Origin of the sequence: Pseudomonas sp., from assembly GCF_046581935.1 — a bacterium.
Lineage (GTDB): Bacteria > Pseudomonadota > Gammaproteobacteria > Pseudomonadales > Pseudomonadaceae > Aquipseudomonas.
Genome location: NZ_JAYGFK010000028.1, coordinates 141156 through 163257, shown reverse-complemented (window position 1 = coordinate 163257; position 22102 = coordinate 141156). Strand labels below are relative to the sequence as shown.

The 22102-nt window shown below is 59.6% G+C and carries 16 protein-coding genes; 2 read left to right on the top strand and 14 right to left on the bottom strand.

Going from position 1 to position 22102, the window contains the following annotated elements; all coding sequences use genetic code 11:
- Positions 1 to 34: 34 nt before the first annotated feature.
- The 4 genes from waaC to glnE form a co-directional block, all read right to left on the bottom strand.
- Positions 35 to 1036 (bottom strand): lipopolysaccharide heptosyltransferase I, encoded by a 1002-nt coding sequence (gene waaC, locus VCA57_RS23180; RefSeq protein ID WP_411188078.1) that lies wholly within the window; start codon positions 1034 to 1036, stop codon positions 35 to 37.
- A 1-nt stretch (position 1037) separates the two neighbouring features.
- Positions 1038 to 2072, bottom strand: coding sequence for a lipopolysaccharide heptosyltransferase II (waaF, locus tag VCA57_RS23175; RefSeq protein WP_411188076.1), 1035 nt, complete (start codon positions 2070 to 2072; stop codon positions 1038 to 1040).
- A gap of 124 nt (positions 2073 to 2196) precedes the next feature.
- Entirely contained in the window at positions 2197 to 3120 is a 924-nt protein-coding gene (gene ilvE / locus VCA57_RS23170; protein WP_411188074.1) for a branched-chain-amino-acid transaminase, read from the bottom strand.
- Positions 3121 to 3191: 71 nt separating this feature from the next.
- The gene (gene glnE / locus VCA57_RS23165) at positions 3192 to 6140 is read right to left on the bottom strand and encodes a bifunctional [glutamate--ammonia ligase]-adenylyl-L-tyrosine phosphorylase/[glutamate--ammonia-ligase] adenylyltransferase (RefSeq protein WP_411188072.1); all 2949 of its coding nucleotides are present in this window, start codon (positions 6138 to 6140) and stop codon (positions 3192 to 3194) included.
- Positions 6141 to 6405: 265 nt separating this feature from the next.
- Here glnE and aceE point away from each other — a divergent pair, with 265 nt between their 5' ends.
- Complete coding sequence (gene aceE / locus VCA57_RS23160) at positions 6406 to 9051, top strand: pyruvate dehydrogenase (acetyl-transferring), homodimeric type (RefSeq protein WP_411188070.1); 2646 nt, start codon at positions 6406 to 6408, stop codon at positions 9049 to 9051.
- An 11-nt stretch (positions 9052 to 9062) separates the two neighbouring features.
- On the top strand, positions 9063 to 10736 hold the full coding sequence (gene aceF / locus VCA57_RS23155; RefSeq protein WP_411188068.1) for a dihydrolipoyllysine-residue acetyltransferase: 1674 nt from the start codon (positions 9063 to 9065) through the stop codon (positions 10734 to 10736).
- 212 nt (positions 10737 to 10948) lie between these two features.
- Here the strand turns inward: aceF and VCA57_RS23150 are convergent, their stop codons facing one another.
- The 10 genes from VCA57_RS23150 to bioB all read right to left on the bottom strand — a co-directional run bounded on the left by VCA57_RS23150 (position 10949) and on the right by bioB (position 22057).
- Positions 10949 to 12745, bottom strand: a complete 1797-nt coding sequence (locus VCA57_RS23150; RefSeq protein WP_411188066.1) for an acyl-CoA dehydrogenase C-terminal domain-containing protein — start codon at positions 12743 to 12745, stop codon at positions 10949 to 10951.
- Between the two features lie 126 nt (positions 12746 to 12871).
- Positions 12872 to 14146: a diguanylate cyclase gene (locus VCA57_RS23145; RefSeq protein ID WP_411188064.1), complete on the bottom strand. Its 1275-nt coding sequence runs from the start codon at positions 14144 to 14146 to the stop codon at positions 12872 to 12874.
- 178 nt (positions 14147 to 14324) lie between these two features.
- A complete protein-coding gene (locus tag VCA57_RS23140) occupies positions 14325 to 16130 on the bottom strand; it encodes a phenylacyl-CoA dehydrogenase (protein WP_411188062.1) in 1806 nt (601 codons plus the stop codon).
- A gap of 165 nt (positions 16131 to 16295) precedes the next feature.
- Positions 16296 to 17069: a putative metalloprotease CJM1_0395 family protein gene (locus tag VCA57_RS23135; RefSeq protein WP_411188060.1), complete on the bottom strand. Its 774-nt coding sequence runs from the start codon at positions 17067 to 17069 to the stop codon at positions 16296 to 16298.
- Between the two features lie 63 nt (positions 17070 to 17132).
- A complete protein-coding gene (locus VCA57_RS23130) occupies positions 17133 to 17432 on the bottom strand; it encodes a hypothetical protein (RefSeq protein WP_411188058.1) in 300 nt (99 codons plus the stop codon).
- Positions 17433 to 17527: 95 nt separating this feature from the next.
- A complete protein-coding gene (gene bioD / locus VCA57_RS23125) occupies positions 17528 to 18217 on the bottom strand; it encodes a dethiobiotin synthase (RefSeq protein ID WP_411188056.1) in 690 nt (229 codons plus the stop codon).
- Positions 18218 to 19030, bottom strand: coding sequence for a malonyl-ACP O-methyltransferase BioC (gene bioC, locus VCA57_RS23120; protein WP_411188054.1), 813 nt, complete (start codon positions 19028 to 19030; stop codon positions 18218 to 18220). It abuts the gene before it with no gap.
- Entirely contained in the window at positions 19023 to 19754 is a 732-nt protein-coding gene (locus VCA57_RS23115; protein ID WP_411188052.1) for an alpha/beta fold hydrolase, read from the bottom strand. The genes bioC and VCA57_RS23115 overlap by 8 nt, the downstream gene beginning before the upstream one ends.
- Complete coding sequence (bioF, locus tag VCA57_RS23110; protein WP_411188050.1) at positions 19747 to 20928, bottom strand: 8-amino-7-oxononanoate synthase; 1182 nt, start codon at positions 20926 to 20928, stop codon at positions 19747 to 19749. Before bioF ends, VCA57_RS23115 begins: the two co-directional genes overlap by 8 nt.
- Before the next feature lie 73 nt (positions 20929 to 21001).
- Positions 21002 to 22057 carry a biotin synthase BioB gene (gene bioB / locus VCA57_RS23105; protein WP_411188048.1) on the bottom strand — a complete coding sequence of 352 codons (1056 nt, stop codon included), beginning with the start codon at positions 22055 to 22057 and terminating at the stop codon, positions 21002 to 21004.
- Positions 22058 to 22102 lie beyond the last annotated feature (45 nt).

Sequence of the window (22102 nt, the reverse complement as noted above, 5' to 3'; positions counted from 1 at the left end):
GGATGAACTCCGGGAAAAAATCTCGACAGCAACATCAAATGACGTCCTCAGCCAACAGCAGGGCCTGCAGTTGCGTAGCAACACGCTCAGCATCCAGGCCGTCGAAACAGGGTTTATGCCGGTCACCCGAGCCAGCATTCGGCCCCGTCGCGCACAGGTGCACCTGACCACGACCGTAGGCACCCACCCGACCTGGCAGCGTTGGCCCGTAAAGGGAAATACTCGGCACATCCAACGCGGCGGCCAGGTGGCCCAGACCGGTATCCACTGCCACGCAGGCGCTGGCCCCCGCAATCACCTTGGCCACACCTGCCAGGTTAAGCTTGGGCAGTACTGCAGCGTTTTCAATACCGGCAGCAATTCGTTCGGCGCGGGCTTTCTCGCTGTCATTGCCCCACGGCAAGCGAATCGCCCAGCCCTGCGCACTCATCTGCGCGGCAAGTTCGCGCCACTCGGTTTCCGGCCAGTGTTTGCTTGGCCAAGTGGTGCCATGCAAAAACAGCAGGTAAGGCTGCGGCGCAGCATCGGCCAGCTGTGCGCGATTCAAGCCATAGTCACCAACACCTGCCGGCAACGCATAACCCAGCGCCTGGGCGAACAGTTGACGGGTACGTTCAAGCGCATGTTGCTCACGCGGCACAGCATAGCGGCGATCATAAAAGCGGCTGGCCAGCGGCTCGCGCGCGGAGTCGTGATCTAAACCAGCAACCGGGGCCTTCACATAGCGGGTCAACCAGGCACTTTTCAGCAAGCCCTGTGCATCAATCACCAGGTCGTACTTGGTTTCCCCAAGACGCTGTTTAAAGCGCTGCCACTCACCATTCTTGAGCGTTTGCCAAAGGTGCTTGCGCCAGCGACGAATCGCCACCGGGATCACCTGCGCCACGGCCGGATGCCAGGCGGGAATCTCGGCGAAGCCCTCTTCCACCACCCAATCGAACTGGATACCGGGAATCGCCCGCGCCGCATCGGTGAGCGCCGGTAGGGTGTGCACCACATCGCCCAGCGAAGAGGTTTTGATCAACAGTACCCGCAAACTATTCAACCTCAACCGGATCACTGACCAGGCGATCCAGCGCCTCAATCACCGGGCGCGGCTTGAGCTGGCCCAGGCAGTTGTAATGGCCATAACGGCAGGTGCGTTCGAAGCAAGGGCTGCATTCCAGGCCCAAACGGACGATTTCCACCTGTTCCGCTAGCGGCGGGGTAAAGCCCGGCGAGGTTGAACCGTAGACCGCCACCAGCGGACGATTCAACGCCGCCGCCACATGCATCAGACCCGAGTCGTTGGAAACCACTGCACCCACACAGGAGAGCAAGTCGATGGCTTCAGCCAGGCTGGTTTCGCCGGCCAGGTTCACGGCTTCTTCGCGCAGGCCGGGAATCAGCCGGCTGCGGATGTCCTCACCGACCGGGTGATCATTCTTCGAGCCGAATATCCACACCTGCCAACCGGCGCGAATCTTCATCTCGGCGACCTTGGCGTAGTGCTCGCTCGGCCAACGTTTGGCCTCACCAAACTCGGCACCGGGACACAACGCCAGTACCGGCCGATCCAGACTTAGACCGAACTTGGTCAGCGCTGCATCGCGGCTCTGTGGATTGATCTGCAGAGAGGGCCGCGGATAAGGCTGCGCAAGCAGCGCATCGGGCTCAAAAGCCAGCGCCATAAAGCGCTCGATCATCAGCGGATAGCACTCTTTGTCCAGCGTACGAATGTCGTTGAGCAAGCCATAACGCAACTCGCCTTTCCAGCCGGTGCGCTTGGGGATACCGGCGAAGAATGGCACCAGCGCGGACTTCAGCGAGTTAGGCAGCAGAATCGCCTGGTCGTACTGGCCCACAAGGGACTTACCGATCTTGCGCCGCGTCGCCAGCCCCAGCACACCGTGGCCGAGCGGAAAGCTCAGCGCCTGACGCACTTCGGGCATGCGCTCGAGAAGCGGCCGGCTCCACTCGGGTGCCAGCACGTCGATTTCACAGCCAGGGTGGCGCTGTTGCAGGCACTGAAACAGTGTCTGCGCCATCACCATGTCACCCACCCAGCTGGGGCCTACGATCAGTATTTTCATGCCTTTTCCAGAAACGACCGGGGAGGCTTTCGCCTCCCGGACAGACTCAACGCTCGACTATCAGCCTAGCCTGCATCACGTGATGGGTATCGCTGCGCTCAACCCATCCTACGAAGCAGGCAGCTTATTTAACTAGGGTGCGCCATTCGGCATGGGCATCGGTTTTACCTGTTACCAGGTCGAAATAGGCGGTTTGCAGTTTTTCGGTGACCGGGCCGCGACGGCCAGCGCCGATCTGCCGGCCATCAACTTCGCGAATCGGCGTAACTTCAGCGGCGGTACCGGTGAAGAAGGCTTCGTCGGCGATATACACCTCATCGCGAGTGATGCGCTTCTCGACCACTTCAATACCGTGCTCGGCAGCCAGGGTCAGGATGGTGTTACGGGTAATGCCATTCAGGCACGAGGTCACTTCCGGGGTGTAGATCACGCCGTTCTTGACCAGGAAGATATTCTCGCCCGAGCCTTCCGCTACATAGCCTTCCGGATCCAACAGCATGGCCTCGTCAGCACCGCCGGAGACAGCTTCCTGCAAGGCCAGCATCGAGTTGATGTAGTTGCCGTTGGCTTTGGCGCGGGTCATCGCGATGTTGACGTGGTGACGGGTAAAGGAGCTGGTGCGCACCTTGATACCCACCTGCAGGGCTTCGTCGCCCATGTAGGCACCCCAGCTCCAGGCAGCAACGATAACCTGGGTTTTTAAACCACTGGCGCGCAGGCCCATGGCTTCAGATCCGTAGAACACCATCGGGCGGATATAGGCGCTTTCCAGGTTGTTCTCACGCACGGCGGCGCGAGTGGCTTCGTTGATTTCGTCTTTGCTGTACGGAATCTTCATGCCCATGATGTGGGCCGAGTCGAACAGGCGATCAGTGTGCGCCTGCAAGCGGAAGATCGCTGTGCCTTGCGGAGTGTTGTAGGCGCGCACGCCCTCAAACACGCCCATGCCATAGTGCAGGGTATGGGTCAGCACGTGGGTGGTCGCGTTACGCCACGGCACCAGCTCGCCGTCATACCAGATCACGCCATCACGATCGGCCATCGACATAGTTGCCTGCTCCTCAGATTCGATTGATACAGCATTGGCCAGCCACCCGATGTGCCCGGCATTCTCATAACTCAGCTCAAACCCAGTTCCCGCCAGATGCGCATCACCGTGCGCCGCTCTTGCGCAAACTGTTCACCGCTGACCACCCCAGGCTGCTTTTGCAACGCCTGGCGATGAGCCGCCGAACGGTAGGCTTTGTAGATATCTTGCAGCAAGTGGGCGTCCTCGCCCGGCAACAAACCAACCCGTTCCAGCCCTTCCAGAATGCGAATATTGTCAGTGAACTCAAGCAACTCCGGGTACTGGCGCGACCATGCCAGGGCCGCGTATTGCACCATAAATTCAATATCGACGATACCACCGGCATCCTGCTTGAGGTCGAACGGCGCCGTGGCCTCAAAGGCATTCGCTGCGGTACCGGCAGCCGTAAGCTTGCTCCCGAGGTTGTCGCGCATCTTCGTGCGCATCTCGCTGACGTCACTGCGCAGTTTATCCAGGTCGCGCTCACGCCCCAGCACGCCAGCGCGCACCGCCTCAAAAGCCTTACCGACCCGCGCACAGCCCACCAGCACCCGCGCGCGCACCAACGCCTGATGCTCCCACGTCCAAGCCTCACCCTGCTGATAACGCTCGAAGGCACCCAGCGAGCTGACCAGTAGCCCCGCCGCGCCCGAAGGCCGCAGGCGCATATCGACCTCATAGAGCTGGCCGGAGTTGGTCTGGGTGGTTAGCAGGTGAATGATGCGTTGCCCCAGGCGATTGAAGAACTGCGCACCGTCGATGGACTTTTCGCCATCGGTTTCAGCATGCGGGTCGCCATCATGGATGAACACCAAATCGAGGTCCGAGCCGTGGCCCAACTCGATTCCACCGACCTTGCCGTAGCCGACAATGACGAAATCCGGATCACAGATGCTGCCATCGGCACGGCGCGGTGCGCCGTATCTGCTTACGGTGTGATGCCAGGCCAGGGCGAGCACCTGATCGAGAATCGTCTCGGCCAGCCAGGTCAGGTAATCGCTGACCTTCATTAATGGCAGGGTGCCGGCAATTTCTGAAGCCGCAACGCGCAGGCGGTGCGCCAGCTTGAAGTGACGTAGCGCCTCCATCTGCTGCTCCAGATCCTCCTCGGGAATACGCATCAGCCGCTCACGCAACTCGGCGGCCAGCTCGGGCGCCAGCGGCGGATTGAATAAACGCCCCTCGTTAAGTAACTCATCCAGCAGCAGCGGGAAGCGAGTGATCTGCTCGGCAATCCACGGACTGGCGGCGCACAACGTCAGCAAACGCTGCAATGCACTGGGGTTTTCCGTGAGCAGCACCAAATAGGCAGAGCGTCGCGCCACAGCCTCAATCAGCGGCAGCACACGCTCCAGCACCAGATCCGGCTTGGCATGCTCCACCGTCTGCGCCAGCAAACGTGGAATAAAGGCATCCAGGCGCTCGCGCCCAAGGCGCTGCATGGCGCGCACCTGATTGCCATTACGCAGGCCGGCCAAACGTTGCCAGGCTGATTGCGGCTCGGCAAACCCCGCCTCGGTCAGTTGCCGGCAGGCGGCCTCCTCATCCTGCACATCCTCCCACAGCGGCAGCCACTCACAACCGACCGACTCCTCAGTCGGCACACCGCCCTCCTCCTCATCAGGGTCGGCAATCACCTGACGGAAGTGCCAATCAACCCGACCGCGCCACAGCATCAGCTGCTCGTGGAAAGCCTGCCAATTGTCGAAACCCATGATGAAAGCAACGCGCGCGCGGTCCTGGTCGCTATCCGGGAGCATCTGCGTCTGGCGGTCGTCGATGGCCTGCAGGGCATGCTCGGCGTAACGCAAAAAGGCGTAGCCGTCACGCAACTCATCGGTCACTGCTGCCGGTAAATAGCCCTGATCACGCAAGGTATTGAGCACCGCGAACAGCGAACGCTGCTGCAAGCTAAGGTCGCGCCCGCCGTGAATCAGCTGGAAGGCCTGGGCGATAAACTCCACCTCACGAATACCGCCAGCGCCCAGCTTTATGTTCTCAGCCATGCCTTTGCGACGCACTTCCTGCTGGATCAACTGCTTCATCGCACGCAGCGCTTCAATCGCCGAAAAGTCCAGATAGCGCCGATACACGAAGGGCCGCAGCATCTCCAGCAACTGCGCGCCGGCGGCCTGATCGCCGCCGACCACCCGCGCCTTGATCATCGCGTAGCGTTCCCAGTCGCGCCCTTGGTCCTGGTAATACTGCTCCAGCGCATTAAAGCTAAACACCAGCGAGCCAGACGAGCCGTAGGGACGCAAGCGCATGTCCGTGCGGAACACAAAGCCATCGACGGTGATTGCATCCAGCGCCTTGATCAGCTTCTGCCCCAGGCGAATAAAGAATTCCTGATTATCCAAGGGCCGTTTAACCCCCTCGGTTTCTCCGCCTTCGGGATAACCGAAAATCAGATCAATATCCGACGACAAATTAAGCTCATGGGCACCCAACTTGCCCATACCGAGAATCACCATATGCTGCGCCAGGCCGCTACGCCGGCCGATCGGCGTGCCGAACTGCGCGCAATGGCGCGGATAAAGCCATTGATAAGCTAGATCGATACAGGCGTCGGCCAGTTCGGAAAGGTCGCGGCAGGTCTCAATCAGATCGACCTGACGACTGATATCACGCCAGATAATGCGCAGCTGTTGACGGTTGCGGAAACGCCGTAAGCGCTGCGCCAGCTCATCTTCACTGGCGCACTCGCCAAGAGCGCCCAGTAGCTGACTGCGCAACTCGCCATCACTCAGGCTGCGCTCTAGCTCGCCACTGGCGGCCAGATCAAGCAGCATCTGCGGATCACGCAAAGCCTGCTGCACCACAAAGTCACTGGCCGCCGACACCCGCTGCAAGGCCTGCAGCCGCGCCTGCGGCCAACTGGCAAAAGTCGCCGCCGCTTCGGCAGACAACTCGGTAAAGGCTTGCTGCAAAGACTGCTCAGCACGCAGCGCAAGAGGAGAAAGAACGGCAGGCAAAGAGGCCAGCATGGGCAGGCTCATGGTCTATCCTTTTAGCGGTCTGCCTGCGACCATCGCCTGATGGAGAACATCCATTCCTGAAACTCTGGAATCGCCTGCAGAAAAATAATTGTAGTTTTACTACCAACGATTGTATCCAAAAGGCTGAAATCGGCGTCGGAATGTAGTAAAACTACACAGAGCCGGTCCTACCTCCGGTCAACCCAAGAATTCACGCGGCCACTCACGAAGTCGGCCACGAAACCTGGCCTCCGATTCTGGAAGCCTTTCCGCCCTGGAGCAAGCCATGCAAGACCTCGATCCCGTCGAAACCCAGGAATGGCTGGACGCCCTTGAGTCCGTCCTCACGACTGAGGGTGAAGACCGCGCCCATTACCTGATGACCCGCATGGGCGAGCTGGCCACGCGCAGTGGTTCGCAGCTGCCCTATGCGATCACCACGCCCTATCGCAACACCATCCCGCTGACCCACGAAGCACGCATGCCTGGCGACCTGTTTATGGAACGCCGCATTCGCTCGCTGGTGCGCTGGAACGCGTTGGCAATGGTTATGCGCACCAATCTGAAAGACTCAGATCTGGGCGGCCACATCTCCAGCTTCGCCTCCTCGGCAACGCTGTATGACATCGGTTTCAACTATTTCTTCCAGGCTCCCACCGAGGAGCATGGCGGCGACCTGATCTTCTTCCAGGGCCACGCATCGCCCGGCGTTTACGCCCGCGCCTTTATGGAAGGCCGCATCAGCGAAGAGCAGATGAACAACTTCCGCCAGGAAGTCGATGGCAAAGGCCTGTCGTCCTACCCGCACCCTTGGCTGATGCCTGAGTTCTGGCAATTCCCGACTGTATCCATGGGTCTGGGCCCGATTCAGGCGATCTACCAGGCACGCTTTATGAAGTACCTGGAAGCTCGCGGCTTTATCCCAGCCGGCAAGCAGAAAGTCTGGTGCTTTATGGGCGACGGTGAGTGCGACGAGCCGGAATCCCTCGGCGCGATCTCCCTGGCTGGCCGCGAGAAGCTGGACAACCTGATCTTCGTGATCAACTGCAACCTGCAGCGCCTCGACGGCCCAGTGCGCGGCAACGGCAAGATCATCCAGGAACTCGAAGGCGTGTTCCGTGGCGGCGGCTGGAACGTCAACAAGGTGGTCTGGGGCCGTTTCTGGGACCCACTGCTGGCCAAAGACGTCGACGGCATTCTGCAGCGCCGCATGGACGAAGTCATCGACGGCGAATACCAGAACTACAAGGCTAAGGACGGCGCGTTCGTCCGTGAGCACTTCTTCAACTCGCCAGAACTCAAGGCGATGGTTGCCGATCTGTCCGACGACGAAATCTGGAAGCTCAACCGTGGCGGCCATGACCCGTACAAGGTCTATGCAGCCTATCACCAGGCGGTCAACCACAAAGAGCAGCCGACCGTGATCCTGGCCAAGACCGTCAAGGGTTATGGTACCGGCGCCGGTGAAGCGAAGAACACCGCGCACAACACCAAAAAGGTCGATGTCGAAAGCCTGAAGCAGTTCCGCGACCGCTTCGACATTCCGGTCAAAGATGACGAGCTGGAAAACCTGCCGTTCCTCAAGCCGGAAGAAGGCAGCGCCGAAGCCCGTTACCTAAGCGAGCGCCGCGCCGCCCTCGGCGGTTTCGTGCCGCAGCGCCGGGCGAAGAGCTTCAGCATCCCGACGCCACCGCTGGATACCCTCAAGGCCATCCTCGATGGTTCGGGCGACCGCGAAATTTCCACCACCATGGCCTTCGTGCGCATCCTCGCGCAACTGGTCAAGGACAAGGAAATCGGCCAGCGCATCGTCCCGATCATCCCGGACGAAGCACGTACCTTCGGTATGGAAGGCATGTTCCGCCAGTTAGGCATCTACTCCTCGGTCGGCCAGCTCTACGAGCCAGTCGATAAAGACCAGGTGATGTTCTACCGGGAAGACAAGAAGGGCCAGATTCTCGAAGAAGGCATCAACGAAGCAGGCGCCATGAGCTCCTTCATCGCTGCCGGTACGTCGTACTCCAGCCACAACCAGCCAATGCTGCCGTTCTACATCTTCTACTCGATGTTCGGCTTCCAGCGGATTGGCGACCTGGCCTGGGCCGCTGGCGACAGCCGCACCCGTGGTTTCCTGATCGGCGGTACTGCCGGGCGCACCACCCTCAACGGTGAAGGCCTGCAGCACGAAGACGGTCACAGCCACATGCTGGCCGCCACTATCCCGAACTGCCGCACCTTCGATCCAACCTACGGCTACGAGCTGGCGGTGATCATCCAGGACGGCATGAAGAAGATGACCGAAGAGCAACAGGACGTCTTCTACTACATCACTGTGATGAACGAGTCGTACCAGCAACCCGCCATGCCGGCCGGTGTTGAGGACGGCATCATCAAGGGCATGTACCTGCTCGAAGAAGACAAGAAGGAAGCCGCACACCACGTGCAGCTCCTCGGCTCCGGCACCATCCTGCGTGAAGTGCGTGAAGCGGCGAAAATTCTGCGTGACGAGTTCAACGTGGCAGCAGACGTGTGGAGCGTCACCAGCTTCAACGAACTGCGCCGTGATGGCTTGGCAGTAGAGCGCAGCAACCGCCTGCACCCGGGCCAGAAGCCTAAGCAAACCTACGTGGAAGAGTGCCTGGGCGGCCGCAAAGGCCCGGTGATTGCCTCTACCGACTACATGAAGCTGTTCGCTGAACAGATTCGTCAGTGGGTACCGAGCAAAGAGTTCAAAGTTCTGGGCACCGACGGCTTCGGCCGCAGCGACAGCCGCAAGAAGCTGCGTCACTTCTTTGAAGTGGACCGCAACTGGGTCGTGCTGGCCGCTCTGGAAGCCCTTGCCGACCGCGGTGATATCGAACCGAAAGTGGTGGCTGAGGCCATCGCCAAGTTCGGCATCAACCCAGAAAAACTCAACCCACTGGACTGCTAAGGAGCGAAACGATGAGTGAATTGATTCGCGTACCCGACATCGGTGGTGGTGAGGGTGAAGTAATCGAACTGATGGTCAAAGTTGGCGACCGCATCGAAGCCGATCAAAGCCTGCTGACCCTAGAGTCGGACAAGGCCAGCATGGAAATTCCTGCGCCGAAAGCCGGCGTAGTGAAAAGCCTAAAAGTGAAGCTCGGCGACACCCTGAAAGAAGGCGACGAGCTGCTTGAGCTGGACGTCGAAGGCGATGCTGCAGTGGCTCCTGAAGCCGCTGCCGCCGCGCCTGCCGAAGCACCCAAGGCCGCAGAACAAGCAGCCCCCGCTGCGGCACCAGCGCCTGCAGCGCCAACCGCCAGCAGCGTACAAGATGTCCACGTACCGGATATCGGCTCAGACGGCAAAGCCAAGATCATCGAAGTACTGGTCAAGGTCGGCGATACCGTTGAAGCTGATCAGTCGCTGATCACCCTGGAGTCGGACAAAGCCAGCATGGAAATCCCCTCGCCGGCTGCCGGCGTGGTGGAAAGCATCGGCATCAAGCTGGAAGACGAAGTCGGCACTGGCGACTTTATCCTCAAGCTGAAGGTCGCAGGCAGCGCAGAAGCCCCAGCAGCGGCACCCGCTGCTGCTCCGGCCGCCGCACCTGCAACCGCCAGTGAGGGCCACAAAGTCCCTGCTGGTGCTCATCCTGCGATTGCTGCCGAAGTCAGCGCCATTGCCTCACTGGCCGCCGCCGCGGCCAAAGTCGACCACGTCGAAGCACGCCCAGGCAGCAAGGTGCATGCGGGTCCGGCAGTACGCTTGCTAGCGCGTGAATTTGGTGTCGAACTGGCTGCCGTACCCGGCACAGGGCCGAAAGGTCGCATCCTCAAAGAAGACGTGCAGGTTTACGTCAAAGCGATGATGCAGAAGGCCAAAGAAGCCCCAGCCGCTGGCGCAACCGGCGGTGCCGGCATCCCGCCAATTCCGGCGGTGGATTTCAGCAAGTTTGGTGAAATCGAAGAAGTGGCCATGACCCGCCTGATGCAGGTAGGTGCCAACAACTTGCATCGCAGCTGGCTCAACGTGCCACACGTAACTCAGTTCGACTCGGCCGATATCACTGAGCTGGAAGCCTTCCGCGTCGCGCAGAAAGCCGTGGCAGAGAAAGCCGGAGTCAAGCTCACCGTGCTGCCGCTGCTGCTCAAGGCCTGTGCCTTCCTGCTCAAGGAACTGCCGGACTTCAACAGCTCACTGGCGCCGAGTGGCAAAGCGATCATCCGCAAGAAATACGTGCACATCGGCTTTGCCGTGGACACCCCGGATGGTCTGCTGGTCCCGGTAATCAAGAACGTCGATCAGAAGAGCCTGTTGCAATTGGCTGCCGAAGCCGCCGCTCTGGCGGAAAAAGCGCGCAGCAAAAAGCTCTCGGCCGATGACATGCAGGGTGCCTGCTTCACCATCTCCAGCCTCGGCCACATTGGCGGCACCGGCTTTACGCCGATCGTCAACGCGCCGGAAGTGGCGATTCTCGGTGTCAGCAAGGCAAACATTCAGCCGGTGTGGGATGGCAAAGCCTTCCAGCCCAAGCTGATGCTGCCGCTGTCGCTGTCCTACGACCACCGTGTGATCAATGGTGCCGCTGCCGCGCGCTTCACCAAGCGCCTGGGTGACGTGCTGGCGGATATCCGCACCATGCTGCTGTAACGCATTAACTTTCGAGCTGCCACGCTCGTATCCTCGACCCCGCCCCTTTGGCGGGGTTTTTTTTGCCTGTGTTATTGCGCTGCTACCTGGCGGGCATCCCGCCCCATGAAAACCGACGTCGTAACTTTCGCAAAAGCCCGTGAGCCGTAATGCTGCTTGCTTAAGCGAAGCGGCATTACGGCTCACGGGCTATTGCAGTGCCAATCCGCCGGTCAGAAGGCGAAGCTCTCCGCAGGAAGCTCCATCATGCACGCGCTTCCCGCCTGCGCTGCAGCAAGGTGAGCGGCTGTACGCGGTAACAGGCGCTTGAAGTAAAACTCGCAGGTAGCAAGTTTGGTACGCAGGAAGGCCGCATCGCCCTCCCCCGCAGCCAGCTTGTCTTGCGCAACCTGAGCCATACGCAGCCAGAAGTACGCCAAAGTGACGTAGCCGGAATACATCAGGTAATCCATTGAGGCAGCACCGACTTCGTCGGGGTTCTTCATAGCGGCCATGCCAATCTTCTGGGTTAGCTCACCCCATTGTTGATTGAGCGCTGCTAACTGGGCCACATAACCCTTGAGCTGCGGATGCTCAGCCTGGGCCTCGCAGAACTTGTGAATGATCTTGGTAAAGCCGCGTAGCAGCTTACCCTGGCTACCCAGCACCTTACGCCCCAGCAAATCGAGGGCCTGAATGCCATTGGTGCCTTCGTAAATCAGGGCAATACGGCAATCGCGCACCAACTGCTCCATGCCCCACTCGCGAATAAAGCCATGGCCACCAAAGACCTGCATACCATGGTTGGTAACCTCTAGACCGGTCTCGGTCATAAAGGCTTTGCAGATCGGCGTCAGAAAGGCCAACAGATTTTCTGCCTCTTCACGCGCCTCAACACTGTCAGCGCTATGGGCCTGGTCGAGCAATTGCGCAGTGAAATAGGCCAACGCACGGTTGCCTTCGTTGAACGCTTTCATGGTCAGCAGCATGCGCCGCACATCAGGGTGGACGATGATCGGGTCGGCGGACTTATCTGGTGCCTTAGGCCCAGTAAGTGCGCGCATCTGCAAACGCTCACTGGCGTATTTACTCGCCCCCTGGAAGCTGGCCTCCCCCAAACACAGGCCCTGCATGCCAGTACCAAGGCGGGCGTGATTCATCATGGTGAACATGCAGTTGAGGCCCTTATTAGCCTCACCAATCAGGTAGCCAGTGGCACTGTCGAAGTTAATCACGCAGGTGGCTGAGGCCTTGATGCCCATCTTGTGTTCGATTGATCCGCAGCTCACGCCATTGCGTGGGCCTGCGTCGCCAGCGGCATCAGGCAGAAACTTGGGCACGATAAACAGTGAAATACCCTTGGTACCAGCAGGCGCATCCGGCAGCTTGGCCAGCACCAGATGGACGATGTTCTCGCTCATATCATGCTCGCCAGCGGAGATAAATATCTTGCTCCCCGTTAGCACATAACTGCCATCAGCCTGAGGCACGGCGCGTGTCTTGATCAGGCCTAGATCGGTGCCGCAATGGGCTTCAGTCAGGCACATGGTGCCCGTCCAGCGCCCCTCGGTGAGTTTGTTCAGGTAGGTTTGCTTCTGCACCTCGCTGCCATGGGCATGGATTGCCGACATCGCGCCATGCGTTAAACCTGGGTACATGCCCCAAGAGGTATTACTGGCACCGACCATCTCGCTGAATATCAAACCCAACGAATGCGGCAGGCCCTGGCCGCCATAGGCTGGGTCTGCAGCCAAGCCATTCCAGCCTCCTTCCACGTACTGAGCAAAGGCTTCCTTGAAGCCCTTTGGCGTAGTCACCACACCGTTGTTGAACTGGCACTCCTGCTCATCCCCGGAGCGATTCAGCGGTGCCAGCACCTGCTCACAGAACTTGGCCCCTTCCTCAAGAATCGCGCTGACCATATCCGGGCTAGCATCACTGGCCCCATTGGCGGCGTAACTCGCGTGAAAATCGAAGACATCATCGAGAAGAAAGCGCATGTCGCGCAGTGGGGCTTTGTAGTCTGGCATGGTGACGCTCCAGCAGAGTCATGGGGTCGCTTTCCCCCTACGCTACGGTGTTGCCACTGACTGCAACAATGACCGTCGAGCTGCTGAATACATCACCATAAGCGCGCCACAGCAGTTACGCGCTGGCTACAGCTTTACCGCACCGCGCCGCTGCCCGTGACTGCGAATACAATTGCGCCCGGCGCTTTTTGCGCTATAGAGGGCTTGGTCGGCAGCCTTGATCACCTCATCCGCCCCCGCATGCGCAATACTGCGCTCGGCCACCCCCATGCTGATGGTCACCGCCGCCTGGGTCGCCACCTTGCCGACACGCAGCTGACGCCCATGTTTGTCGTCATGCGGTCGCTGCTGCGGGTCGCGCAACTGCAAGCGGTAGTGCTCGATGGCCTGCCGCACCAGCTCCAAGTGCGGCAAACACTCCTCGATCGTCTTGCTGGGGAACACCAGAGTGAACTCCTCACCACCATAACGGTAGGCCTTGCCGCCGCCGCCGACCTTGCGCAACTGACTGGCGACCAGGCGCAGCACCTGATCGCCAACATCGTGGCCATGGGTGTCGTTGAATTTCTTGAAATGATCGACATCAGCCATGGCGATCACATAACTGCGGCCCAAACGCTGCAATCGCTCATTCAGCGCACGCCGCCCCGGCAAGCCGGTAAGCTCATCGCGAAAGGCCATTTGATAGGCCTCGTGAGCCAAGGCAGCCACCAGCATCAACATGATCTGACTACTCATCACGTTCAGCGCATTAGGCAAGATGAAGGTATTCGGCAACATCCACAGCAGGCCGCACAGCCCAAGAAACTGCGCGGCATGCAAGGGCCGCGGCGTGCGCAAATACTGCACCAGCAGCAGAATCAAACCGAGCAAAAATACCGGATATGCCAACTGTACCAACGCCAGCCAATCGAACTGTAACGACGGCCAACGCACCACTGACAACCATTGCAGTAACGCCTCAGGGAAGCGCTCCAGCAACGCAGCAGCCACCGCACAGACAGCAAACAAAACGGCTGCCCGAGCGATCAGATCCTGCAGCAGATGAGTGCGTTCCTGCCAGGCCGCGTAAAGACTGTAGAGCAGCGGCAGCAGCAGACTGCAGAGGTGAAAGATCAGCGCCGCGTCGCTACGTACTTGCCCAGTGGCACGAAAATGATCGACCTGGGTATCCAGCAGGAAGTAGCCGAGGTACAGCGTCAGCAGCAAAAACACTTCACGCTGGCGGCCATACACCAGACAGAACGCACCACCAAGCAACAGCAGCAGAGTTGGCAGCACATTGAACAGCGAGGTGAAAAACTCACTGAGTACCGCCAGACGCGCCAACAGAACCCCGCCAAGCAAAAGCAGCAGCGAAGGCAGAAAGTGACTGAAGCGCACAGCAGCAAAACGCGACAAGACAGGCTCCACACCGCGATAAAAGTGGATGAACGTCGCGCATTTTGCCTGTAACGAGCGCATTGCGCACGGAACCTCGCAGGCAAATCGACAAGCTACCTGGCGCTTTTTATTCGCCCAAATAAAAAACCGCCACCCAGAGGGCAGCGGTTTTTCGAACTGCTTTGCAACCTAAGGCTTAGTAGCCCAGAGCAAAATGCTCTTCGTCCATATCCATCAGGTTGTTGGCACCAGACAGCATGGCGTCAACGTGCGCACGGGTGCGCGGCAGAATGCGTGCGAAGTAGAAGTTGGCAGTCTGCAGCTTGGCCTTGTAGAAAGCCTCGTCTTCAGTACCTGCAGCAATCTTCTCGGCAGCCAGGCGAGCCATATCAGCCCAGAAGTAAGCCAGGCAGACGTAACCGGAATACATCAGGTAATCCACCGAAGCAGCGCCGACTTCTTCACGGTCCTTCATAGCGGCCATACCCACTTTCATGGTGATGTCGCCCCACTCTTTGTTCAGCTTGGCCAGTGGTGCAACCAGCGCTTTGACAGCGTCGTTGCCTTCGTTGGCCTGGCAGAACTTGTGCACGATCTTGGTGAAGCCTTTCAGCGCTTCGCCTTGAGTCTGCAGCACTTTACGGCCCAGCAGGTCGAGTGCCTGGATACCGGTGGTGCCTTCGTACAGCATGGAGATACGGCTGTCGCGAACGTTCTGCTCCATGCCCCACTCGGCGATAAAGCCGTGGCCGCCATAGATCTGTACGCCGTGGTTGGCAGCTTCAAAGCCCACTTCGGTCATGAACGCTTTGGCGATTGGAGTAAGGAAAGCCAGCAGTGCGTCGGCTTGCTTCTTCTCGGCTTCGTCTTGGCTGTACTTGACGATATCAACCTGCTTGGCGGTGAAGTACACCATCGCGCGGTTGCCTTCAGCGAAGGCTTTCATGGTCAGCAGCATGCGACGCACGTCCGGGTGGACGATGATCGGATCAGCGGCTTTTTCCGGCGCTTTCGGGCCTGTCAGGGAACGCATCTGCAGACGCTCACGAGCGTACTTCAGGCCACCCTGGAAACCGATTTCAGCGTGAGCCAGACCTTGCAGAGCAGTACCCAGGCGAGCCGTGTTCATAAAGGTGAACATGCAGTTCAGACCTTTGTTGGCTGGACCGATCAGGTAACCGGTTGCACCGTCAAAGTTCATCACGCAGGTGGCGTTACCGTGGATGCCCATCTTGTGTTCGAGCGAGCCACAGGAAACGGCGTTACGTGCGCCAACGGTGCCGTCAGCGTTAACCGAGAACTTCGGCACGATGAACAGCGAGATGCCTTTGGTGCCTTGCGGTGCGTCCGGCAGGCGGGCCAGTACGATGTGGACGATGTTATCGGCCATGTCGTGCTCACCAGCGGAGATGAAAATCTTGGTGCCGGAAACCTTGTACGAGCCATCAGCCTGAGGCTCGGCCTTGGTGCGCAGCATGCCCAAGTCGGTGCCGCAATGCGGCTCGGTCAGGCACATAGTGCCAGTCCACTCGCCGGATACCAGCTTGGTCAGGTAAGTGTGCTTCTGCTCGTCGGTGCCGTGCTCAGAAATGGTGTTCATTGCACCGTGCGACAGGCCAGGGTACATGCCCCACGACCAGTTCGAGCTACCGATCATTTCGCTGACAACCAGGCCCAGTGACTCAGGCAGGCCTTGGCCGCCATGCTCAACATCATGAGCCAAACTCGGCCAGCCGCCTTCAACATACTGTTTATAGGCCTCTTTGAACCCGGTAGGCGTTTTCACGCCTTCTGCGGACCAAGTACAGCCTTCGGTATCACCTACACGGTTAAGCGGAGACAACACTTGCTCACAGAATTTAGCGCCTTCTTCAATAATGGCGCTGACCATATCTGGTGTAGCGTCCTGACATGCAGGCAGGCTCTGATAGTGGGCTTCATAGCCAAGCAGTTCGTCGCGTACAAAACGGATATCACGCAAGGGGGCCTTGTAATCAGGCATAGCGGTTGACCTCTGCGGTAGATTCTTAGTGTGTAGGTGACCGGATATTCGGTCGCTTTCGGGAGTTGTCCCGGCGCTTGATTGCCTCTTGGCAATCAAGCGAATCAAACAGGCGTTTGAAACATACGTTTATGCCTATTTAATGTCAAGCACCCCTAGTGCCGCTCAAGCTACTAGATCGACAACCGGCATTGGCTCCTGCAAGCCACTCAACTGCTTGTATAGATCAAGACTAGGTGATGGCGACTGATCCTGCGGGCCAGATGCTGCGGATTTATCATTGTCAGCAGACGCTTCGTCATCCTCGCTGCCCTGAGCCCGCTTCTCGCTAGCGGCCTGCGCCTCAGTGCGTTGCTGCTGCGCCAGTTCTGCCCGGGCCTCGGCCATCTGTGCCTGGGCTTGCGCGGCAACCTGACGGTCCTGCGCAGACGGTTCGGCAGGGGCCAGCGCAGCGCGAATGACCACCTCCATCTTGCGCAGCGTGGCTTCTGGGTCATTTGATACCGGCCCGGTGTCGATACCTACTTCCCCACCAGTCGCATAGCGTTTGCCATCCGGTCCACGCTCGTAGGTATAGCTAGGTGAACCGGCATAGCTACCACCAATAGCGGCATGGGCCTGCTCATGGGTACGCACTTCCTGATCACGGCTGGCTAGACTGGCGACTTCAAGCTGCTCAAGACGCTGTTGCTGGACGCCGCGCTGATCGTCGGTGTTTCTGGCTTTATCAGAACTGGCTGGGCTGTCGACAGGTTTGTCAGCTTCTTCGCGAGAAGATGCTGATTGCTCATCATCCGCCGGCTGAGCAGCCGTTACAGGAGCCTGAGCGGCGCGCGTAATGTCGGGGGAAACATCGGAAGAAATACTGGCAGCAAGAGACCTCGCCGGCAGTAACGTTGCTGCAGACGCAGGATAAGGCGTTGCGCCACCAATCTGCATGCAATGACTCCTCGCCCCGCAAGGCCACCCACGACCAAGCGTGAGCGTGCCAGAGGCGGCGACTCAGGCCTTGGTATCGATCAAAGTACCCAGCACTTCATCGGCAGTTTTCACGACCTTGGCCCCAGCTTCAGCCTCATTTCGGCCCTCACGCAGAGCGACCAAACTCTCAGACAAGTCCGCGCGTGTTTGTTCAGCGGCGCTAGGCGCTGGGTTAACCTGGTTGGCAGGTGGCGTGGAGGTCGGTTGCTGAGGCTGGGTAACCGCATTGCTGGCGATATCCAGCGCAGCCTGATCGACCCGGCGCTGACCGGATTGAATGGTGCTGATGCCCGAATTGAAAGCACTTCCAGAAATTTCCATACCAAGCTCCCGCTATAGCAAACCACTAACAGCTTCAATTGAAGCAGATATTGCTCGAAAAACGTACAAGCAAAAGGCTATGGCACTTGGCCTGCTTATAGCGCGCGGTGCAAAAGGTCGAGATTGAGATAGCTGGAAACCGCTGCTGGCGTGGCTTCAGCCAGGCGCGGCAGATAGCCCAGACAAGGTGCAGGCAAGCGTTCGGTGAGGGTAGCCAGGTTATCTTCAAGCCGCGAGGTATGCGGATCGACCAGATTGGCCACCCATCCCGCCAGCGGCAAACCATCGCGAACAATCGCCTCAGCCGTCAACAACGCCTGATTGATGCAACCCAGACGTACGCCGACCACCAGAATCACCGGAAGCTTCAAAGCAATCGCCAAGTCCGACAGCGACGCTTGCCCAGCCAAAGGGACACGCCAACCACCCGCCCCCTCGACCAGGGTAAAGTCCGCCTGTTTATCCAGAATGCCCTGCACCGCCCCGTGCAGCGACGCAACATCCAGCAACACACCGGCTTCACGCGCAGCCAGATGCGGAGCAATCGCCGGCTCGAACGCCAGTGGATTGACCTCTTCATAACGCAGCGCCAGGGTGCACTCGCCAAGTAATGTCAGGGCATCGTCATTGCGCAGGCCGTCTGCCGTTAGCACACAGCCCGAGGCCACCGGCTTGGCCGCGGCCGTAGACAGGCCAGCCATGCGCGCGGCATGCAGCAGGCCGGCTGCGACGGTGGTTTTACCGATTTCAGTATCGGTGCCGGTAACAAAGAAAGCCGTGCTCATTTAAACACTGTCCTTACGCAACACGCCGTAGACCACCTGATAGGTCGCCGGCAAACCTTGCGGCTGACGGAATTGTTCATATGCCTTGAGCAGCGCCAGCATGCGCGCCCGTCCAGTCAGCCCCCCCGGCCTGCCGGGATTAAGATTGTGCGCACCTAGGGCTTTCAGCTCATGGGTCAGGCTGCGTACATCCGGGTAATAAAGCGTTTCGGGCGTGGCTTGCAGGCTTAGCAGCGCAAGATCGCTGCCACCACACAGGCGCTGATAATCCTCGAAACGGCGGAAGCGGTTAACGTGTACAAAGCCATCCACCGCCTGCCAGCTGTCGCGCAGCTCCTGCAACGTACCCACACACAAACTGCTAAAGGCCAGTACGCCACCTGGACGCAATACTCGCCCAGCCTCGCTAAGCACCGCCGCAAAGTTCGCGCACCACTGCAAGGCCAAGCTGGAAAACAACAGGTCGCAGGAAGCGCTTTGCAGCGGCAAGCGCTCGGCATCGCCGGCAATAAACTGCTGCGCACCGCCCAACGGCCGGGCATGCTGCAGCATGCCTTCGGCGATATCCACGGCCACGCCCTGGCTGGCCGCAAAACGCTCAGCCAAGGCACGACTGAAATAGCCAGTGCCACAGCCCAAATCAAGCCAGCGAGCAGGAGTAATTGAGTCGGGCAACTGCGTCAGAAGCTGCTGGCCGACCTTGCGCTGCAACGCAGCCACACTGTCGTAGCTATCCGCCGCGCGGGAAAACGAAGCAGCGACCTGGCGTTTGTCCGGCAGAGTGCTAATCGCGTTATGAGCCAGGTCAGTCATCACCGGCCTCATGTAAAAAACCCTGAATTGCCGCAGCGACTTCATGGGGCCGCTCAAGGACGAAGGCATGACTGACATGGTCAATCAAACCAAGCTCTACATCCGCCAACACCTCTAATAAAGCCTGCGCTGCGGCGGCTGGCACCAGCGCATCAGCGCCAGCGAACAGGTGCAGCTGCGGGCCGACAAAAGCCTGCAGTGCGGCTCGCGTATCCAGGGCTGCCAACACATCCAGCCCGGCCAGCAACGTGGCAGGCTGCAGTGGCGGTGCCGCGACCAGCAATTGCCGCGACAGGCCACGTGCATCGGTCGCGCCCTGAGCACAAAGCAGGGCAAAACGCTTCAAGGTAGCCTGTGCATCGTTAGCGCAGCCCTGACGGAACGCCGTAAATGTTTCGCTGGCCATTGCCGCTGGCCAGCTCGGTTCGGCAACAAAGCGCAGGTTGCTCGCCAGCGTCAGCAACCCGCTGCAGCGTTCACCACGGCGCGCCGCCAGCTCCGCCGCGAGCATGCCACCAAGGGACCAGCCGCCAAGCCAGACGTCCTGTGGCAGCTTGGCATCCAACTCATCCAGCCAGTCATCAGGACTACTGGGTTCCAACTCTGGCAGCGGCTCAATCGCTACATGCAACCGAGGATCAAGCCCACGCAAGGCATCGGCCAACGGTTGCAACGGCGCAGCGCCCAGCCCCCAACCGGGTAACAAAACCAGCCGATCACGCATGAGTAGCGCCCTCACCCGCCAATAGCGGCCAGCACTCAGCCAGGGCCTCCAGTAACAACTCCAGCTGTTCCAGGCTATGCACGGCAGACAGGGTTACCCGCAGCCGGGCGCTGCCGGCCGGTACGGTGGGCGGGCGAATTGCCGTAACCAGCAAACCGCGTTCGCGCAGCATCTGCGACAGCTGCATGGCACGACCGCTATCACCAATCAGAATCGGCTGGATTGGTGTGGCGCTGTCCATCAGCTCAAGACCGATAGCCAGCGCGCCTTCGCGAAAACGCTTGATCAGCGCATTCAGGTGCTCGCGTCGCCAATGCTCGCTGCGCAGCAACTCCAGACTCTTCAGGGTGGCGCAGGCCAAGGCCGGCGGCTGGCTGGTGGTGTAGATGTAAGGCCGAGCGAACTGCACCAGGGTTTCGATCAGCTCCTCGCTGCCGGCGACAAAGGCACCGGCCGTACCAAAGGCCTTACCAAGGGTGCCGACCAGCACCTGGACATCATTTATACCGAGACCGAAATGCTCGACGATGCCCGCGCCGGTTGCGCCCAGCGGGCCGAAACCATGAGCGTCATCAACCATCACCCAAGCATTGGCGCGACGTGCTTCGGCGCAGAGTGCCGGCAGGTCGGCCAGATCGCCATCCATGCTGAACACGCCATCGGTGACCACCAGGGTGTTGTTAGTCGCTTTGCGCAGGCGATTAGCCAGGCTCACCGTGTCGTTGTGTAGGTAGCGGGAAAACCGCGCGCAGCTGAGCAAACCAGCATCTAGCAGGGAAGCATGATTGAGGCGATCTTCCACCACGCTGTCGCCCTGCCCGACCAGCGCAGTGACCGCGCCCAAGTTGGCCATATAGCCGGTAGAAAACAACAGCGCACGTGGCCGCCCAGTGAACTCGGCCAACGCTTCTTCCAGCTCATGGTGCGGCGTGCTGTGGCCAATCACCAAATGCGACGCACCACCACCAACCCCCCAACGCGCAGCGCCGGCACGCCAGGCTTCGATCACCTGCGGATGATTGGCCAAGCCTAGGTAGTCGTTGGCGCAGAAAGCCAGCAATTGCCGGCCATCGACGGTAACCAACGGCCCTTGCGGTGATTCAAGCAAAGGGCGCTGGCGATAGAGGTTGGCGGTGCGACGCTCGGCGAGGCGAGCGGCAAGATCGAAAGACATAGGCAACCTGAATAAAGGCGCAACAGCGTCGGAGGAACCGGGCGGCCCCTCCGACAGAATCAGAGCACAGCCGTCAGACCGCTGCGTTATAAAACAGCTTGGAGTCGCGTTGCTCGACCAGCGCCTGCTCGATAGCCGCCTGATGCACTTCGTCTGCGTGCTCTTCGCGCTCTTCCGGCTTGATGCCAAGGCGGGCGAACAGCTGCATGTCTTTATTGGCCTGTGGGTTGGCGGTGGTCAGCAGCTTCTCGCCGTAGAAAATCGAGTTGGCACCCGCGAAGAACGCCAGCGCCTGCATTTGCTCGTTCATCGCCTCACGCCCAGCAGACAGGCGTACATGTGACTGCGGCATCATGATCCGCGCCACGGCGAGCATGCGGATGAAGTCGAACGGATCAACGTCCTGCTCATCGGCCAGCGGCGTACCTTTCACCTTCACCAACATGTTGATTGGCACCGATTCCGGATGCTCTGGCAAGTTAGCCAGCTGGATCAGCAGGCCAGCGCGGTCGTCCAGCGACTCGCCCATGCCAAGGATGCCGCCGGAGCAAATCTTCATCCCCGAATCACGCACGTAAGCCAGGGTTTCCAGGCGCTCGCCGTAGGTGCGGGTGGTGATGATGTTGCCGTAGAACTCCGGCGAGGTGTCCAGGTTGTGGTTGTAGTAATCAAGGCCCGCTTCGGCCAGGGCTTGGGTCTGCTCCTTGTCGAGCTTGCCCAGGGTCATGCAGGTTTCCAGGCCTAGAGCCTTCACACCTTCAACCATTTTCAACACGTAAGGCATGTCTTTAGCCGACGGGTGCTTCCACGCTGCGCCCATGCAGAAGCGCGTGGAGCCGATGGCCTTGGCCTCAGCGGCGGCCTCCAGCACCTTCTGCACTTCCAGCAGTTTTTCCTTTTCCAGGCCGGTGTTGTAGTGGCCGGACTGTGGGCAGTATTTGCAGTCTTCCGGGCAGGCACCGGTCTTGATCGACAGCAAGGTAGAGACCTGCACGCGGTTGGCATCAAAGTGCGCGCGGTGCACGGTCTGCGCCTGGAACAGCAGATCGTTGAACGGCTGCTCGAAGAGCGCCTTAACCTCGGCGAGGTTCCAGTCGTGACGCAGGTTGGCGGCGGTGGTTGCGCTCATCGGTAATTCCTTATTGTTGGCTGCGCCCTGCTAAATTCAGCAGAC

What these genes read in the sequence shown, in the direction of transcription:
- ilvE (WP_411188074.1), bottom strand. Translation starts at nt 3,120, where the DNA reads ATGTCGATGGCCGATCGTGATGGCGTGATCTGGTATGACGGCGAGCTG.
- bioF (WP_411188050.1), bottom strand. Translation starts at nt 20,928, where the DNA reads ATGTCTTTCGATCTTGCCGCTCGCCTCGCCGAGCGTCGCACCGCCAAC.
- VCA57_RS23150 (WP_411188066.1), bottom strand. Translation starts at nt 12,745, where the DNA reads ATGCCAGACTACAAAGCCCCACTGCGCGACATGCGCTTTCTTCTCGAT.
- VCA57_RS23135 (WP_411188060.1), bottom strand. Translation starts at nt 17,069, where the DNA reads ATGCAGATTGGTGGCGCAACGCCTTATCCTGCGTCTGCAGCAACGTTA.
- VCA57_RS23130 (WP_411188058.1), bottom strand. Translation starts at nt 17,432, where the DNA reads ATGGAAATTTCTGGAAGTGCTTTCAATTCGGGCATCAGCACCATTCAA.
- bioB (WP_411188048.1), bottom strand. Translation starts at nt 22,057, where the DNA reads ATGAGCGCAACCACCGCCGCCAACCTGCGTCACGACTGGAACCTCGCC.
- bioD (WP_411188056.1), bottom strand. Translation starts at nt 18,217, where the DNA reads ATGAGCACGGCTTTCTTTGTTACCGGCACCGATACTGAAATCGGTAAA.
- waaF (WP_411188076.1), bottom strand. Translation starts at nt 2,072, where the DNA reads ATGAAAATACTGATCGTAGGCCCCAGCTGGGTGGGTGACATGGTGATG.
- bioC (WP_411188054.1), bottom strand. Translation starts at nt 19,030, where the DNA reads ATGACTGACCTGGCTCATAACGCGATTAGCACTCTGCCGGACAAACGC.
- glnE (WP_411188072.1), bottom strand. Translation starts at nt 6,140, where the DNA reads ATGAGCCTGCCCATGCTGGCCTCTTTGCCTGCCGTTCTTTCTCCTCTT.
- VCA57_RS23140 (WP_411188062.1), bottom strand. Translation starts at nt 16,130, where the DNA reads ATGCCTGATTACAAGGCCCCCTTGCGTGATATCCGTTTTGTACGCGAC.
- VCA57_RS23115 (WP_411188052.1), bottom strand. Translation starts at nt 19,754, where the DNA reads ATGCGTGATCGGCTGGTTTTGTTACCCGGTTGGGGGCTGGGCGCTGCG.
- aceE (WP_411188070.1), top strand. Translation starts at nt 6,406, where the DNA reads ATGCAAGACCTCGATCCCGTCGAAACCCAGGAATGGCTGGACGCCCTT.
- aceF (WP_411188068.1), top strand. Translation starts at nt 9,063, where the DNA reads ATGAGTGAATTGATTCGCGTACCCGACATCGGTGGTGGTGAGGGTGAA.